Origin of the sequence: Streptomyces sp. NPDC058092 (assembly GCF_042884935.1) — a bacterium.
In the GTDB taxonomy this organism is placed as follows: Bacteria; Actinomycetota; Actinomycetes; order Streptomycetales; family Streptomycetaceae; genus Streptomyces.
The window spans coordinates 13,251-28,144 of sequence record NZ_JBHVSY010000049.1 but is presented as its reverse complement, the minus strand read 5'-3'; the positions used below and the strand labels follow the sequence as shown (position 1 = coordinate 28,144).

Here is a 14,894-nt window from a genome sequence, read left to right as displayed (position 1 = left end):
CCGCCACCCGACATCACAAACGCCCCACCGACATCACCCCACAGCCTCCAGCACCCATCCCCCCTCACACACACCCCACACCACCCCACACCACCACAGAACGCAAACAACCCGACCCATGACATACCGACCATGAACCGTTCCGGGTTCGGTAGAGACTCTAGATTGTGGCTGTGACCTGCTGTTTTTGCGTGTTCTGGTAGTGGGTTGTTTCGTATTCGGCGGGTGGGACGTGGCCGATCTCACCGTGGAGTCGACGGTGGTTGTACCAATCGACGTACTCAGCGGTAGCCAACTCCGGTGCCAGTCTGGCCAACCGGCTCGCTCAGTTACACGGACCGAGTGCGCCGGCCCTTACCCGAGCACGACCAGCACGTCGGGATTAGTGGCGACTCTCCAGCAGGTCCTTGAACTTCTCCAGGTCGGTCCGGACTGTGTCCTCGATCGCGTGGACCTGGGCGAATCCCTTCGGGCCACCGAAGGTCGCCCGCACGGTGTCCGGGTCGTACTCCAGCCGGACTTGCAGCTGGGTGTGCTGGTCGTCCAGCGGGTTCACGGCAAAGGCAGCTTTCAGCTCCGGGCTGTCCACCGTCCAGTCCATCACCTGAGCCTTGCCGCGATCGGCGATACGAGTCTCGAATGCCCGCTCGTCGTCCCCGATCCGGACGTCGAGATGGGCTCGGCCACTGCCGTGCGCAGCGACGCTCTTCACACCCTCCATGAACATCGGGTACTCATCGATGCGGTGCAGCTGCGCCCAGACCTCCTGCGCCGGGACATCGACGTTGACCTGTTCTTCGAGCCTGCTCATCGGGAGCCTCGCTTCCCAGCCCGGCCGCCCGGGCCATCGGTACTTCCAGACTGCTCTGCTGTCCGCCCTCCGGCCACCCAGCCCGGTTTTGCTCACGTTCCGCGATCCGGTCAAGCTCCGTGAGTGCGGTGGCGTACAGCGAGACAGGGCACCGGGGGCCGAGAGCGCCGCGAACCGCCCGCTGGCCTCCAGCCGCACCTGTTCACGAAACGCCCGCCGCTCAGCAGTCAGGCCCCCACCCTCCGCATACCGCATCCCATCGGCATACCGCAGGCATCACCAACGGTCACCACCCGACGACAAAGTGAAAACCTCTGTAGACGCGCGTTCCCAGGCTTCGCGGATCTCGGAGGGGATCCGTCCCCGGGATGGCACGTCGAAGCCGTTGGCGCGTGCCCAGGAGCGGATCGCTGCGGTGTCGACGGGTTGAACGTCGGACGGGGGTTCTGGCTTCCAGAGGGTGGGATGTGAGGGGGTGAAGCGGGCAGGGGTATCGAGGATGCTGGGCGGGAACTGGGGGACCTGGATCTGCCCGCTGAGGACCGAAGTGAGGAAGGCTGTGAGGGTTCCGTCGTAGGTGAACCAGCGGGGGCCGCGGGCTTCGTTGACCGTGATGCGCCAGCGGTCGGGGGCATCTGCGGGGTCGGTGATCCAGAAGAGGTATTCACCGTTGTCGGTGGCGCCGCAGGCGAAGAGATTTTCGGGATCGTAAGGGACGGGGTGTGTGCCCTGATCGTAGTCCTTGCGCAGCTGCGCGCGGATCCGGCCGGGCACGGGACCGGTGAGGTTGACGAACTCGGTCACACCGTGGGGGTGGAAGAGGTGCAGGTAGCCGTTGAATGTCCCGGGTCCGTAACGGTCGGCGAGCTGTTTGTAGTCCTGCGGCAGAGGCACGCCGAGGTTGGCTTCGATCGTGTCCCAGCGGATGCCCATGGCCTGGCCGGGGCGTGGGCAGAGCTGGGTGAGCACGGTGAGGTCGGTCATTGGACTCCTGGGCAGCGTCGGGTCTGCTGTGCCGCGTGGTCGGGATTGGCGAGATCGGTGTCGAGGTGGTAACCGTTTGAGCCTTCTGCTTGCATGTAGATGCGCGATGGTACGGAGTTTGCTCTGTCGTCGGTGTACTCGAGGTAGACGCTGTACTGGACGCCTGGCCAGCGACGCCTCGGGTACGGTCGCCTGCTACGGCGTCGTAGATCTGCTGTTCCAGGTCGCGCATATGGGGACTTTTGGTCGGGTTCTGGGTGATGGTGAAAAGCTTGTCCAGGCTGTCACCGGTACCGCCCAGCATCCGAGCCAGCAGGTGTCCGCGGGCCTGGTTGTGGTCGTTGCCGTGGAGGAAGCCCGGTGGTCTCAGCGAGTTGTTGGCGCCGGTGCCCTCGTTGAGCATGTCGCGCGTGACCGGGGCTGCATCTCGTTCGGCCGGCCGTGCTCGTCCTGGACGAACTTGTCAATCCCCTCGAACTGTGGAGATCTTCTATGCGGCCGGTTCCATAGCCGAGTCGGCCGGGTGGTCTTGTTCGTAGTCGATCGGGCTGCGGTATCCGCACACGCTGTGTAGTCGATGCGTGTTGTAGAACCCGGTGATCCAGGTCGCGATCCTCAGCCGGGCCTCGGTGCGGCTGTTGAAGGTGTGCCGGTGGACGTACTCGACCTTGAGCACGCTGTTGAACGCCTCGCTGACGGCGTTGTCGAAACACGACCCGACCCGGCCCATGGACTGCGTTACGCCCATACGCCGACAGGCGCGCTTGAACCGCCGGGAGACGTACTCGCTGCCGCGGTCGCTGTGAAAAATCACGCCCTTCACGTCGCCGCCGCGGGTGGCTGCGGCCGTGTTGAGGGATGCGACCACGAGCTCGGTATCGTGGCGCTCGCCCATCGCATAGCCCAGCAGCCGCCGGGAGAACAGATCGATGACCGTGGCCAGATACAGCTTGCCCTCCCCGGTGACGATCTCCGTCATGTCGCCCGCCCACACCTGGTCACGAGTGGTGGCGGTAAAGTCCCGGCGCACGAAGTCCGGGGCAGCGGCCCGTTTGCCGGGCCGAGTCAGGCACCGTCGCCCGCAGGGCGTCCGTCCGGCCAGGCCGAGTTCGGCCAACAGCTTCGCAACGGTGTTCACCGACACGCGCCAGCCCTCCCGCACCAGCGTGATCCAGATCTTCGGGGAGCCGTAGGTACCTCCCGAGCCGTCGAAGATCCGCCGGATCGCGTCAGACAGCTGCCCTTTTCGCACCTGGCGGGCGGTGGCGGGCGGCTGGCGCCACTTGTAGAACCAGGACTCCGAGATCCCCAGCACGCGGCAGGCCAGACGGTGCGGGACGTGGTGTTCGGTCCTCTAGATACCGATGAACGCGGCCCCCTCGGCCGGTGCCTGTTCGGTCACTTCACCCTGTGGACCATGCATCGCTTGAGGACATCACGCTCCATCTCCAGCTCGCGTATCCGCTTGTTCTTCCCGCTCATCTCCCGCCGCAGCCGCTCCAGTTCGCCCCGCTCGCTCTCCCGCATCCGCCCGCCGGCGGCCTCGGGCGCGGGCCGATCGGAGGATGCCGACCCGTTTCGGCGCCAGCGCGAGACCCAGCTGTGCAGCGTGCCCGCGTGGACTCCGAGCTCGTCGGCGACCTGCGGGATCGGCTTCTCCGTCTCGATCACGATGCGTACAGCACCCTCACGGAACTCGGCGTCGTACGCCCGTTTCTTGGACCCCATGAGCCTCAACTTCCCCTGCAATCACGGACTCCACGCTACAAGCGGAAGGACAGGTGCGGTCGTCACCGATCTCGGCCAGAATTCGGGCGGCGAGCTGGATGCCGAGCCCCGGGAAGCCCAGCAGCACCACGGCGTCCGGGTTCCAGGGGAAGGCCTCGTCGACCGCCTCGGCGAGGTCGTCGACGGCAGTGCAGGCCGCCTCCAGCTGGATACGGAGGGCGAGCATCTGCTTACCAGGTGCGCCTCGAGCCGGTGCCGGAGACTATTCCGGTGCCGGCGCCTCGCCGGAGACGTCGACGCCTGCCTGGCGGAAGTCGTTCAGGGCGGCAGCTGTTGTGTGCGGGGCGACCCCGACCGAGTAGTCGAGACGTACCCGTGCACGGAATCCCGCCGCGACGGCATCCAGGGCGGTCGCACGCACGCAGTGATCCGTCGCGATGCCCACCACGTCGACGTCCTCGACCCCACGGGCGCGCAGCCAGTCGGCCAGGGAGGTTCCTTCCGCATCCGCGCCTTCGAAGCCGCTCTTGGAGGCAGAGCGGGCGCCCTTGAAGAAGACGGCGTGCACCTTGCCGTCCGTGACGACAGGTGCGAAGTGGGGGTGGAATTCGCTGCCTTCGTTCCCTGCCACGCAGTGAACGGGGAAGCTGTCCTGGAAGTCCGGGGTCTCGGAGAAATGGCTGCCCGGATCGATGTGATGATCCCGGGTGGCCACAACGTACTGGTAGTCACGCCCCGCGCTCTGCTCAACCAGATCGGCGATCGCCGAGGCGATCCGCGCGCCTCCCGCGACGGGAACACTCCCCCCTTCGCAGAAGTCATTCTGCACATCCACGACGATCAAGCCTTTACTCATCACGAACACCTTTCAGAACTGCGGAACACAGGAAAGAACCAGCGGCCCGCGGTGCGGGCACCCGGCACCGACGGTCGGCGCGACGGCGGCTGCGGCAATCAGGACCGCCAATTCCGCTTCTTCTCGGAGGACACCAACCCGGTCGGTGATGTCACGGATAGCCTTCGTGGAAGCCGACCTCGGCGCCCGGACCGGCAGGACACGTGCCCGTCGAACGCCTCGGCCCCGAGCGTCCGGCAGCGGCGCTCCTGCCGACTCGGCACCTGGTCACGATGGACTGTGGGTGTCACGACGGCGGACAGGCCCAGGAGAGCGGTGGCGGCAGGCAACCGCCCACGTGACGTGATCATGAGTCAAGAGATAGCGGATCGGGGCCACTTCACTGGTGTATCCACTCGTTGGAGGGCGTGCCGCCGCAATGGGTGACGGGAGCGGACCTGAACCTCGCTGCCGAGTTCGATCGGCACCACCCGCCAGTTCGCCCACGAACGCTGGTCCGCCAGCGTCGCCGACTGGTCACGCCTCGGCCGCGCCCTCGCCGGCGCGGTTCCCACCGCAGAGACCGTCGTCTTCCCCTGTCCGAGGCGGAAGACGCATTCCAGCGGCGGATGCGGTTCGAAGCCGCCTACAAAGGCGACTCGTTCCAGATCATCAACGTGTTCGGTCCCCGTTGCGAGCGCTCGAGGAGATCACCACCAGCCTTGCCCGGCTCGCCCGGCGTCATCTACGGCAGCTCCCACGACGCCCGGCAGGCCGTCTTGCTCTTGCCCCCCGACCTGCGTGCCAAGGCGTCACGCGGTACGGCCCAGCAGTTGCGCTCGTGCGTTCGCAGGAAACCCCGGCCGGGTGCGGTGGCCACCGAACTGCCTGCGGGCCGTGGCTACTGCGGCCCGACGTGCCGGGGTTGGGCCAGACGAAGACCGTAGGCACGGCGCTCCTGCATGGCAGGGGCGGCGCAATTGATCGGTGTGGTCGACGAAGTGGAGCCGGTTCATCTGCCGGTCGGTGAGGACGTCCAAGCGGGGGCTGACGGTGAAGTGGGCGGGGACGGCCCGGCGCAGGGCGTACAGGCCACCGAGCTCGGAGTGGTCCCAGGGGCGTTCGACGGCGTCGGTGACGCGGTCGGCGTTAGCAGTGTCGTTTCGGCAATGAAATCGCTGGACTGTACGGGTGAGTTCGTGGCTCCGGGGCTGTCGCAGACATGTGCAAACTGCGTAAATCCGGGGTGTGATCAAGAACCTCGTGTGGCGCGGCCTTCCCGCGCTCACCCTCGCAGCCCTACCCATCCTGGCCTCCGTTCCTGCCGCTGACGCCGTGGAGAGCAGCCGTACCGTCCAAAGCACGCAGCCCCGAAAGGCCCTGCGAAGCGACTCCCGTTTCTACGCGCCCGCCACCCTCGGCAAGAACCAGGCATGGACCTCCGGCAACGGCCGTACGATCCTGCGTGTTCAGAGCGACGGCAACGTCGTCGTCTACAAGGACAACCGTCCTGCCTGGCAGGCCCCGAACGTCTACCCCAACGCCGACCGCCTCGTCATGCAGGAGGACGGCAACTTCGTCATCTACAACAGGGCCGGCCAGGCCATCTGGGCCGCCGGAACCTGGCACAAGGGTCGCTATCTCGCCGTCCAGGACGACGGCAACGTTGTCGTCTACAACAACGCCAACCAGCCCGTTTGGGCAACCAACACCGGCGACTGAGTGGCATTTCCCCTATACGACAAGGGCCCGGACCAGTCGTCCGGGCCCTGTCTTCTCCCGTAGCGTTCACTACTCCCGCAAATACAGCCGACTTCTCGTGGCAGAACGACTGACGTTGGGTGGCAGACGGCACGTCCGCCGCGTGCAGCATCCCGGCCACCGGTGAGCGGGCCGTGCCGTCCGGGCCGGTACGGCAGCGTATGCAGCCCGCGGGCGCCGGCGCATCCGGATCACGCCCGGGCTACCGCGCTCTGCGGGGACCGCGGGCCGGGCACCGTCGCGGCCGCGGTCGTCAGATCCAGATCGAGACGGTTCAGCTCAACGTGACCGTCAGGGCAAGGGGAACGCGGCCTGACGTTTGCACAGTGCTACACGTCACCTGACCGTGGCTATACGAGGACAGGGACGCACACTCGATCAGGGTGTCGGCGCTTCCGCAGCGCGCACGAGTAGGAGATCGGGCAAAAGTACGCTGAGCCGTGGCGGACGGTCCGCAAGGCGACGGAATCATCTACTCGTCGGCGCGCGCCATGAGCAGGGGCTGGAAGAAGCGTGTCTCCTGCGGCATCCGCCACTTGAGGTCCATGAACCCCACGTCGGCTGCCAGGCCGGTCAGCCGGTCCCGGCCGATTGCCCAGTAGGTGGTCCGGCGGAGCTGGACACGCCATTCTCCGTCTGCCGGAAGCAGTTGGAAGTGCTCCAAGTCGTAGTGCTCGCCTCGGCAGTTCGAGGGGATTCGCACCGATCGAACCCACCGGAAGCGTGAACTGATGTACGCATAAAGGTTGTTGGGACGTAGGTTGTACGTTGACAGTTCACGCCTCGGTTGAAAGACGGACGATACCCATGACCGACCACGCGACGTCGCCCGGACCGGCGGTGCATCAGGAGATCGATACGTCGGTGCCCCACTCGGCCCGGATCTGGAACTACTGGCTGGGTGGGAAAGACAACTACCCCGTTGACGAGAAAGCCGGCGACGCCTACAGCGCCGTCTTCCCCGGCATCGTCACCATCGCCCGCAGCAGCCGTGCCTTCCTGCGCCGCACCCTCACGTACCTGGTCACCGAGGAGGGCATCCGGCAGTTCCTGGACGTCGGGACCGGCCTGCCGACCGTGAACAACACCCATGAGGTCGCCCAGCGGCTCGCCCCCGAGACCAGGATCGTCTACGTCGACCACGACCCGATGGTCCTCGCGCACGCCCGTGCCCTGCTCACCTCCACCCCCGAGGGGGCGACCGCCTACGTCGACGCCAACCTGTCCGATCCGGATCGCATCCTGGCGGCCGCCGCCGAGACGCTGGACCTCACCCGCCCCACCGCCCTGATTCTCAGCAACATCCTGGGCCACGTCGCCGACTACGAACAGGCACACGCCATCGTCACCCGCCTGATGGACGGACTGCCGTCCGGCAGCTACCTCTCCATCAACGACGGTTCACGGGGCACCGACGCCGACTACGAACAGGCCCAGGACGCGTACAACGAAACCGGCGCCGTACCGTACTTCCTGCGCCCCGTCGACGAAATCGCGGCGTTCTTCGACGGTCTGGAACTTTTGGACCCCGGGGTCGTGTCGGTCCCCTTCTGGCGCCCGGACCCCACTTCCCTCACCCCGGAACCCATCGGCGAGCACGGCGGCCTCGCCCGGAAGCCGTGACACCCTGACGGACCAGGCCCCGCGTACGACTAGACAGACCGCCGTCTCGTGCGAGACGGCGGTCTTGTCACACCCACGCGTGGCCAATGCCACAACCTGCGACGAACGCCGTTCTCATGGCTGGCGCTCCTCGCCAGCTCAGAGGTTATGACCGCGCTCTCGTCCTCTTACAGCTGGAGGAGGATGCGAGCTCTGTGAAGGGTGAACGAGGCTCGGCCGTCGCCGACGCAGTGGGCAACCGAATTCCGGCGTAGCCATCTCGCGAGCACGGCCAGATGCCCGAAATCGGCTGTGGCGCCGTCGAGCTGCTGCTGCAGGGCGGGCCGCCGCCGTCGACAGTGACCCTCAGCTGTCGCCTGAGCTGATCGTGCGGTGCCGACTCGACTACGCCACCGTGGCCCACCTGCTCACGCCAACTGCCTGCTCCGGGAGGCCGGCGCCCGCGCGCCGAGTAACGGAGGCCCCCTTCCGCGCCTGTGGCGCGACGTCAGCGATCGTGTTCGACCCGGTCGGGGTGTTCCTGTACGGGTTCGACAGGGGATGCGGCACGCGTGATTGTGGAAGATGCCGCAGTGCGGATCGTTGAGAAGAGCTGGAATGCAGCTATCGGAGGAAGGCGCTGGCAGGGCTGGACCCGATGCGCCTGGCTGTGGCGCATGTAGAGCAGCACGAGCTGGTGTGGATCGTCTCTTGGACATCCGAGGAGTGCCTGCGCACTCGGAATCCGGAATTCATGCTGGCCGGGAACGGGCCGTACCTGGTTGACCGCGCCGACGGAGGGCTGCACCAGATCGGTGTCGTCTACACGGTAACCGGAGCGTGGGAGGCGGACTACCGAGTCCGTATTCGAGGTCAGGCCATACGGACCGCGGTGGAAGATCTGCACGATGAAGTCCGGGCGGTGGCAGACGCTCGCGGAAGGATTCATGCCATGCACACCCTGCGCCAGAGGGTGCCAGTGCTGTCCCACGCCCAGGTCATCGAGTACGTGACCGCCGTGGAAGACGGCGATGCTCCGGCACACCTCGGAGAAGTCTCCACCGGAGAGCTGGTGCCGCCTGCCGATCCGGTTTTGTCCGTGGAGACCATCCGCAGAGCTGAGCGCCGTCGAGCCGACCTCCACCTCGGCCTGCTCCAACTCGCCTGCGCCATCCTCTGCTTGCGACGACTCCGAGCCTCATTCTGAAATGATCAAGTAGTAGGAAATCCCGTCAGGGCGGCTGACGCTGCGGAGCTGGAGGCTGCGCCGGGCGGGTGCCTTGTCGGTCGCCGGGCCAACCCAGGGCGGAGATGCCCAGCCGCGACAGGTACACCGCCTTCGCAGCGGGAGTCTCTTCGAACGGGCCGTGACCGCGCCGAGCAAACAGCCCGACCACGCGGTGCCGGGCTGTCACCCGGCCCAGGGGGGCGGGTCGTTCACGGGAAACCGTGCTCGCGCTCGTGCGATTAGGGCGGCGGGGTCGGGGCGCGCCTGCAGCACGTTCAGGATCAGGAGCCACCACTGGTCCAACCGGGACCCGAGTTCCTGCTCCCTCGCCACCTCGTCGCTGAGGTTATATAGACCGTAAAGCGCGCACACGAGCGTCGTGGCGGCACCCGATGGCTCGATCCCCTCGGCGAGTTCGCCCTTGGACCGGGCCTCGGCCAGAAGCCGTGTGACGGCCGCGGTCCAGGCGGCAAACGGTGCGGGCACGGCCGCGTCGATGCTGCGGCGCTCGGCCCACAGGCGGGCGCCTGCGCGGGCTACGACGTCCTCGCGCAGGACTCTGGCGATTTCGAAGCTCAGGGCGACGAGCTTCTCAAGCGGCGGGACGTCCGGGGCCGTGTAGTAACGGGTCAATTGCGGCCATGCGGCGAACTGTTCGCGGACGACGGCGAGGGCGAGCTTTTCCTTGCTGGAGTAGTGAAAGTAGATGGCTCCGCTGGTCTTCCCCGAGCGGCCGCTTATGTCGTTGATGCTGGTGCCCGTGTATCCCCGTTCGACAAAAAGATGTGCTGCGGCTTCCAATAGGGATCTCCGGGTCGCTCGCGCCCTGTCTTGCACGTATGTTCCACCTTCGTTCATTTATTCAATAGATTTGCTGCAGGGAGGTAGTGCGCCCGCGCATTGGCGGCACTACGCCGTTGGCCGCGGAACTTTTATTATCTTCGACTGTGCGTGCATGTGGGTGACATCGATAAATCGCGGCCACATCCCGATGACTCGGCAAACGGGACTGCCTCATGGGGCCACTACGACACGGTTACCTCAACCAACCTACTTCGCAAGGCAGTTGACCAGACTCACGGCACTCCACAGCCATGCTCCGGCGGCTCCGCCCCCTCACGCCTAGCCTACAACTGGCCTGCCGTCAAACACTCGAAGTAGTGATTGCGTCTCTCTTCTCACAAAATTAACGTAGTGACCACGATGTTTTCGGGCTCGCCCCATGCGGCGGATGACGTCTGTAGCGGTGGGCCCAACGGAGGCGAATCGACCGCCTTCGCGCGCGGTCAAGAAAGACCGTTCGGCATCCCAGTCCCAGCAGTCGAGCGCGTCTCTCCCGCAGTCCGACATCTCACTGAACTCGGCGACACACCGGGGTTTGCGCTCTCTCCGAGAACGGCAGAGAAATGACAGCTCATGGCTTCTTTGGCTGGTCCCCGGCCGCCATCGTCTTCGATTGCGATGGAACCCTGATGGACACCGAACGCCACTGGCAGGACGCACGCAACAGAGTCTTCAGAGAGTTCGGTCTCAAGCCCCCGGCCGGATTCGCCGAGCGAGCCAAGGGAGTGCATTACACCGAGTGTGGGAGCCTCATGGCCAAGGAGACCGGCAAGCCTGACCTCACCGGCGATATGACCCATTCGCTTCTCCGACACTTCACGGCGTTGGTCGCCGCAGACCCTGTCACCATGCCGGGCGCGGCGGCGCTGGTCCGTCTGGCGGCCCGCCACCTGCCCCTCGCGGTTGCCAGCAACTGCCCGCTGGACATGGTGGAGTCCAGCCTGGATCGGGCCGGACTGCTGGGCCACTTCGGCCACATCGTCGTCGCGGGCGCCGGATTGCGGCCCAAGCCCCATCCCGACGTCTACACCGCCGCGGCAGATCTCTGCGGCGTGCGGCCGCAGGACGCACTGGCGGTCGAGGACTCCGTCACCGGTATCGACTCGGCGCGAGCCGCCGGCCTACGCGCACTGGGTGCTGGCCCTCGCCCTGCCGGACGGGGTGCGGACCGGGCCGATTTATGGGTCAGCACCCTGGCTGACCCGGAGCTGGTGGCCTGGGCCAACGCCTGGATCGCTAACTGATCGTTTCAGAATGAGGTTCGGACTCGTCTCAAGCAGATGATGCTGCGGGCGAGTTGGAGCAGGGCGAGGTGGCGTTCGGCGCGTATCTCGTAGGGGGTGCGGAGTCGTTTGAAGTGGTGGAGCCAGGCGAAGGGGTGCTCGACGACCCACCGTGTCCGGCCCAGCCCGGAGCCGTGCGGGGTGCCGCGTCAGGCGATCTCGGGTGTGATCCCACAAGCCCGCACGAGTCGGCAGTACGTGTCGAAGTCGTAGCCGCGATCGACGAAAAGCCGCCGGGGCCGGTGGCGTGGCCGGCCGCGCAAACCGCGAATGCGGGGGAACAGCGTCCAGCAGCGGCATGAACTGCGCTTCCAGCCCCACGGCTTCCGCCGGATCTTCGTCACGGACGCCATCGCGAACGGCATGCCGTCGCACATCGCCCAGATCATCTGCGGCCACAAGGACATCAACACCACGATGGGCTACAACTCCGCCTATCCACACGATGCGATCGAGGCCCACCGAACCTTCATCGCACGCCGCCGTGCACTGCGACCTGCAGAGGAATACCGGACACCCTCCGCTGAGGAGTGGGACCAGTTCCTCGGGCACTTCGAAAAGCGGAAGGTGTCCGTCGGCACCTGCGCACTCGCATTCGGATCACCTTGCATCCATGAGCACGCTTGTGTCCGATGCTCACTCCTGCGACCGGATCCGGCCCAGAGAACCCGATTGGAGGAAATCCGCGACAACCTGATCGCCCGCATCGCCGAGGCCGAGCGGGAAGGCTGGCTCGGCGAGGTCGAGGGACTCCAGGTCAGCCTCGCCGGAGCAGAGGAGAAGCTCGCCCAGCTTGATGCCTGCCAGGAGTGCAGGTCATCGAAGGTTTTCCTCGGAGTCCCCTTGTTCGACCAAAACGGAGCTCGAACGGACAGTGAGCCCTGATCACGAGCGGCCGCCTGGAGCCTGACGGCTCCCCGTCCGGCAGGTTGGATGCGGTCATGCGTTCGGTCAGGCAGCCTCTTCTAGGATTTGCGGGCGAGCAGTTGAATCTCCTGGAACTGCCGTCGGTCGGTGGGCTGGGGCTCGCGAACCATCCGGGCTACCTCGGCCAACCCGGACTTGCGCAGCATCGCGGCGAGGTGATCAGGCGACCACCGATAGGCCGGCGCGACTGTGTGATCGAAGACCTGCGTCGGGTGAGACGGATCATCGCTTGCCGAAAAGCCGACCAGAAGGTGGCCGCCAGGTGCCAGCACACGATGGAATTCCGCCAGGATGACGGGAAGTTCCTGCGGCGGAGTGTGGATGATGGACCAACGTGAGAGTACGCCGCCCAGCACGCCGTCAGCGATGTTCAACGCGGCCATCGAGCCCACGTCGAACCGCAGGCCCGGATAGGCCTGTCGAGCCAACTTGATCATTACGGAAGAGGCATCAACGCCAAACACGGAAAGCCCCAACTTGGCCAGATGGCCGGTGATATTGCCAGGCCCACACCCCAGATCCGCGACCTGACCGTCCCCACTCGCGCATACGGCCTCGGCGAAGGCACCCAAGATCGCGCGGTCCAAAGGCCTGTCACGCAGCTCGTCGCTGAACAGCTGCGCGTAGGTGGGGGCAGCAGCGTCGTAGGCCTCGCGGGTGGCACTGAGGGCATCGTGTTCGACCATGCTCGCAACAGTAGTTCCTGGCGCGGAGGCGAGTCGAGAGATTCACGATCTTCCCTCCCGCCTGTTCGCCCGGGCTATCGCTGGTTCAGAGAAGGTCGGTGTAGAGCTTGGTCGTCAGCTGGCCGCCGCAGCCACCGAGCAATGGCCCGCACCAGAACGTGTCGTGCTCGTGCCGTCGGCGGAAGGCGTCCAGCTCAATCGGTCTTCTCGCCGTTGCTGGTCGCCTTGCTCGTCAGCTGAGGGGCGTGACCGAGCAGGGGGCTGGTGAACTCTTCCCCGGTCGTGGCGATGTAGCCGTTGTTCTGCGCCCAGCGTTCGGCCTCGAAGCGGGCCCGGCCGAAGTCGGTGACCGCCGCGAGGCCGAGGAGTTGGCCGCTGGCTACGTTCACAAGCCGGGCAGCGGCTACTGTGCTGTTGTGATGATCAACGGGGAGGACACGGCATCCGGGACCGCGCTGTTGATCGCGGCAGCCCCGGCCGGCAAGGGTTGTCTCATCGACGCAACCAGCGTCCTGCCCACGCTCGCGGCGGTCCCGCCCAGCATCCTGACCGGCACGACAGCAGCCACCATCGTTGAACTCGCCGACCCGACCGACCCGCAGACCGTCCTCACCCGCATCCGCGCCGCGGCCGCCGCACCCGGCCCACTCTTCCTCTACATCACCGGACAATTCCACCTCGACCACAAGCAGCGCCTGATCCACCTCGCACTCGCCCGCACCACGCCGACCACCCTGCGCTACACCGGATTGCCCTGGCACTGGCTGGCCGGCGAACTCAAACTGCGCCGACCGGGCACCACCACCGTCGTCACCGACGTGGTCGCCGCCCCAGACGCCTGGCAGCAGCTCCGTACCGAGGGTCTCGATCTCGGCTATGGGATCCGCGTATACGGCCGGATCACCCCGCCACCGCCCCGCCACCGAATCGCAGAACCGGCCTACCTGAAGGCCCTCGCTACCACCTGGCGCAGCGGCATCAACCCGCCGCTCGCCCAGCTCCACGAACAGGCCGCCGCCCAGTCCGGCCCCGACGACGCGCTGTTCCTGGCCATCGACGACACAGCCGTCCCCGCCCCTGCGGCGTCGGCTGTCCAGGTGCCGAACCGGCCACACCAGGAGCCTGCACCTGTTCCGACGGCGCCTGCTCCGATTTCAGAAAACACCGAGGCGGCCGAAGAGGATCCGCTGCCTGCGATTTTTGCCGCCGCCCATGCCGGGCGGCACGGCGAAGCTGCGTCGCTCGCAGCCATGTGGGAGGGGTGGGCTCTGCGTACCTACGGCGCAGGCTCCGTACAGGCCACCCACTGGCTGGAGGTCCGGGCCGACCTCGCTCGCCTGGCCGACGATCCGGCGCGCAGCTGCGAGTTGTGGATGGCTGCCGCCGACGCCCGCCTGGCCCGGCAACAGCCCCCGGACGACCCCGCCGTAGAAGGCGCCGTGGACCGCGCCCACCACCAGTGGCAGGAGCTTCGCGACCCGCAGCGGGCCCGGGAACTCGGCCCGCCCCTGGTCTCGTTGCGCCGCCACGTTCCTGGCCGGCGCTCCGGGGCGGTCGAAGCCGTCCAGCGCCGACTGGAGCTGCTGCACACCATGCCCCCGGTGGAGGCCCACCGTGCGGCACCCTGACGAGTGGCTTTGTTTACGCAAGTCATGGCTCCGGCTCAGCTTGTGTGGTGGATGCACGCTGAGTGACGGCTGACAGCCGTTGGGCGCCAAGGGAAGTTACCCAAAAATGATTAGTGGCCAAGGCGGTTGGGCCGACAGTTCGGGGCCGTGGAAGAGAGCGTGCTCCAGCTGCAGGAGTTGTTGTTTCCGTCGATCGCGGACGTCGTCATGCTGTCGGTGGACGTGAGTATCCAGATGGTGCGCGTTGATGCGCGATGCACCGCGACGGGCACCTTATGCCCGGGGTGCGGGAAGTAGTCCCGTCATGTTCATGGCTCCTACCTGCGGTTTCCCGCTGATGTACCGAGTGCCGGGCGAAGCGTCGTCCTCCGGCTGCGGGTCCGCCGCTTCACCTGCCAGAACGCCTCCTGCTCGCGCAACACGTTCGTCGAGCAGATACCCGGCCTGGGCGCGGCACCCGGCTCTTCCTGGTCCACGCGGGTTTCGACCCCGACCACCCGCTCCAACTGAAAGCACGCAAGATCATGGCCGTCGGCTCCGCAGACCGAGGCGCGCATCCCGCCGTGCGGTCGCCCTCG

Annotated in this window: 13 protein-coding genes and 8 pseudogenes; 8 read left to right on the top strand and 13 right to left on the bottom strand. The window is 66.4% G+C overall.

All coding sequences use genetic code 11. The features are described from left to right. Nucleotides 1-160: 160 nt before the first annotated feature. The 8 genes and pseudogenes from ACFVV1_RS40025 to ACFVV1_RS39990 form a co-directional block, all read right to left on the bottom strand. A pseudogene (locus tag ACFVV1_RS40025) lies at nucleotides 161-298 on the bottom strand (IS3 family transposase); the annotation flags it as partial. An 84-nt stretch (nucleotides 299-382) separates the two neighbouring features. Continuing rightward, nucleotides 383-811 carry an SRPBCC family protein gene (locus ACFVV1_RS40020; protein ID WP_390000364.1) on the bottom strand — a complete coding sequence of 143 codons (429 nt, stop codon included), beginning with the start codon at nucleotides 809-811 and terminating at the stop codon, nucleotides 383-385. Nucleotides 812-1,087: 276 nt separating this feature from the next. Then, entirely contained in the window at nucleotides 1,088-1,795 is a 708-nt protein-coding gene (locus tag ACFVV1_RS40015; protein ID WP_390000361.1) for a histone-like nucleoid-structuring protein Lsr2, read from the bottom strand. Nucleotides 1,796-2,027: 232 nt separating this feature from the next. Further along, nucleotides 2,028-2,198, bottom strand: a pseudogene (locus tag ACFVV1_RS40010) (hypothetical protein); the annotation flags it as partial. Nucleotides 2,199-2,285: 87 nt separating this feature from the next. Next, nucleotides 2,286-3,128: pseudogene (locus ACFVV1_RS40005) on the bottom strand (IS3 family transposase); the annotation flags it as partial. Nucleotides 3,129-3,193: 65 nt separating this feature from the next. Then, nucleotides 3,194-3,523 (bottom strand): transposase, encoded by a 330-nt coding sequence (locus tag ACFVV1_RS40000; protein WP_390000359.1) that lies wholly within the window; start codon nucleotides 3,521-3,523, stop codon nucleotides 3,194-3,196. A 52-nt stretch (nucleotides 3,524-3,575) separates the two neighbouring features. Next, nucleotides 3,576-3,758, bottom strand: a pseudogene (locus ACFVV1_RS39995) (IS110 family transposase); the annotation flags it as partial. A 27-nt stretch (nucleotides 3,759-3,785) separates the two neighbouring features. Continuing rightward, complete coding sequence (locus ACFVV1_RS39990) at nucleotides 3,786-4,379, bottom strand: isochorismatase family protein (RefSeq protein ID WP_390000356.1); 594 nt, start codon at nucleotides 4,377-4,379, stop codon at nucleotides 3,786-3,788. Between the two features lie 1,227 nt (nucleotides 4,380-5,606). Here ACFVV1_RS39990 and ACFVV1_RS39985 point away from each other — a divergent pair. After that, on the top strand, nucleotides 5,607-6,080 hold the full coding sequence (locus ACFVV1_RS39985; protein WP_390000353.1) for a hypothetical protein: 474 nt from the start codon (nucleotides 5,607-5,609) through the stop codon (nucleotides 6,078-6,080). A gap of 511 nt (nucleotides 6,081-6,591) precedes the next feature. On the opposite strand, the gene ACFVV1_RS39980 is transcribed toward ACFVV1_RS39985, so the two are convergent. Then, entirely contained in the window at nucleotides 6,592-6,822 is a 231-nt protein-coding gene (locus ACFVV1_RS39980) for a hypothetical protein (RefSeq protein ID WP_390000350.1), read from the bottom strand. A 104-nt stretch (nucleotides 6,823-6,926) separates the two neighbouring features. Between ACFVV1_RS39980 and ACFVV1_RS39975 the strand changes: the two genes are divergently transcribed. Further along, the gene (locus ACFVV1_RS39975; RefSeq protein ID WP_390000348.1) at nucleotides 6,927-7,742 is read left to right on the top strand and encodes an SAM-dependent methyltransferase; all 816 of its coding nucleotides are present in this window, start codon (nucleotides 6,927-6,929) and stop codon (nucleotides 7,740-7,742) included. Between the two features lie 637 nt (nucleotides 7,743-8,379). Continuing rightward, nucleotides 8,380-8,514, top strand: a pseudogene (locus tag ACFVV1_RS39970) (YrhB domain-containing protein); the annotation flags it as partial. A gap of 618 nt (nucleotides 8,515-9,132) precedes the next feature. Here ACFVV1_RS39970 and ACFVV1_RS39965 read toward each other — a convergent pair. After that, nucleotides 9,133-9,807 carry a ScbR family autoregulator-binding transcription factor gene (locus ACFVV1_RS39965; protein WP_390000346.1) on the bottom strand — a complete coding sequence of 225 codons (675 nt, stop codon included), beginning with the start codon at nucleotides 9,805-9,807 and terminating at the stop codon, nucleotides 9,133-9,135. A gap of 548 nt (nucleotides 9,808-10,355) precedes the next feature. On the opposite strand from ACFVV1_RS39965, the gene ACFVV1_RS39960 reads away from it, so the two are divergent. Next, nucleotides 10,356-11,036, top strand: a complete 681-nt coding sequence (locus ACFVV1_RS39960; RefSeq protein WP_390000342.1) for an HAD family hydrolase — start codon at nucleotides 10,356-10,358, stop codon at nucleotides 11,034-11,036. A 5-nt stretch (nucleotides 11,037-11,041) separates the two neighbouring features. On the opposite strand, the pseudogene ACFVV1_RS39955 reads toward ACFVV1_RS39960, so the two are convergent. Further along, nucleotides 11,042-11,381: pseudogene (locus tag ACFVV1_RS39955) on the bottom strand (transposase); the annotation flags it as partial. On the opposite strand from ACFVV1_RS39955, the gene ACFVV1_RS39950 reads away from it, so the two are divergent. Next, a complete protein-coding gene (locus ACFVV1_RS39950; RefSeq protein ID WP_390000372.1) occupies nucleotides 11,379-11,960 on the top strand; it encodes a site-specific integrase in 582 nt (193 codons plus the stop codon). The pseudogene ACFVV1_RS39955 and the gene ACFVV1_RS39950 overlap by 3 nt on opposite strands. 80 nt (nucleotides 11,961-12,040) lie before the next feature. Here the strand turns inward: ACFVV1_RS39950 and ACFVV1_RS39945 are convergent, their stop codons facing one another. Then, nucleotides 12,041-12,688 (bottom strand): class I SAM-dependent methyltransferase, encoded by a 648-nt coding sequence (locus ACFVV1_RS39945; RefSeq protein ID WP_390000339.1) that lies wholly within the window; start codon nucleotides 12,686-12,688, stop codon nucleotides 12,041-12,043. Nucleotides 12,689-12,882: 194 nt separating this feature from the next. Continuing rightward, complete coding sequence (locus ACFVV1_RS39940) at nucleotides 12,883-13,077, bottom strand: hypothetical protein (protein WP_390000337.1); 195 nt, start codon at nucleotides 13,075-13,077, stop codon at nucleotides 12,883-12,885. Between the two features lie 30 nt (nucleotides 13,078-13,107). Here ACFVV1_RS39940 and ACFVV1_RS39935 point away from each other — a divergent pair, with 30 nt between their 5' ends. The 3 genes and pseudogenes from ACFVV1_RS39935 to ACFVV1_RS39925 all read left to right on the top strand — a co-directional run. Then, nucleotides 13,108-14,316 carry a hypothetical protein gene (locus ACFVV1_RS39935; protein WP_390000334.1) on the top strand — a complete coding sequence of 403 codons (1,209 nt, stop codon included), beginning with the start codon at nucleotides 13,108-13,110 and terminating at the stop codon, nucleotides 14,314-14,316. A 312-nt stretch (nucleotides 14,317-14,628) separates the two neighbouring features. Next, a pseudogene (locus ACFVV1_RS39930) lies at nucleotides 14,629-14,706 on the top strand (hypothetical protein); the annotation flags it as partial. Nucleotides 14,707-14,762: 56 nt separating this feature from the next. Beyond that, nucleotides 14,763-14,852 (top strand): annotated as a pseudogene (locus ACFVV1_RS39925) (SRPBCC domain-containing protein); the annotation flags it as partial. Nucleotides 14,853-14,894: the final 42 nt, after the last annotated feature.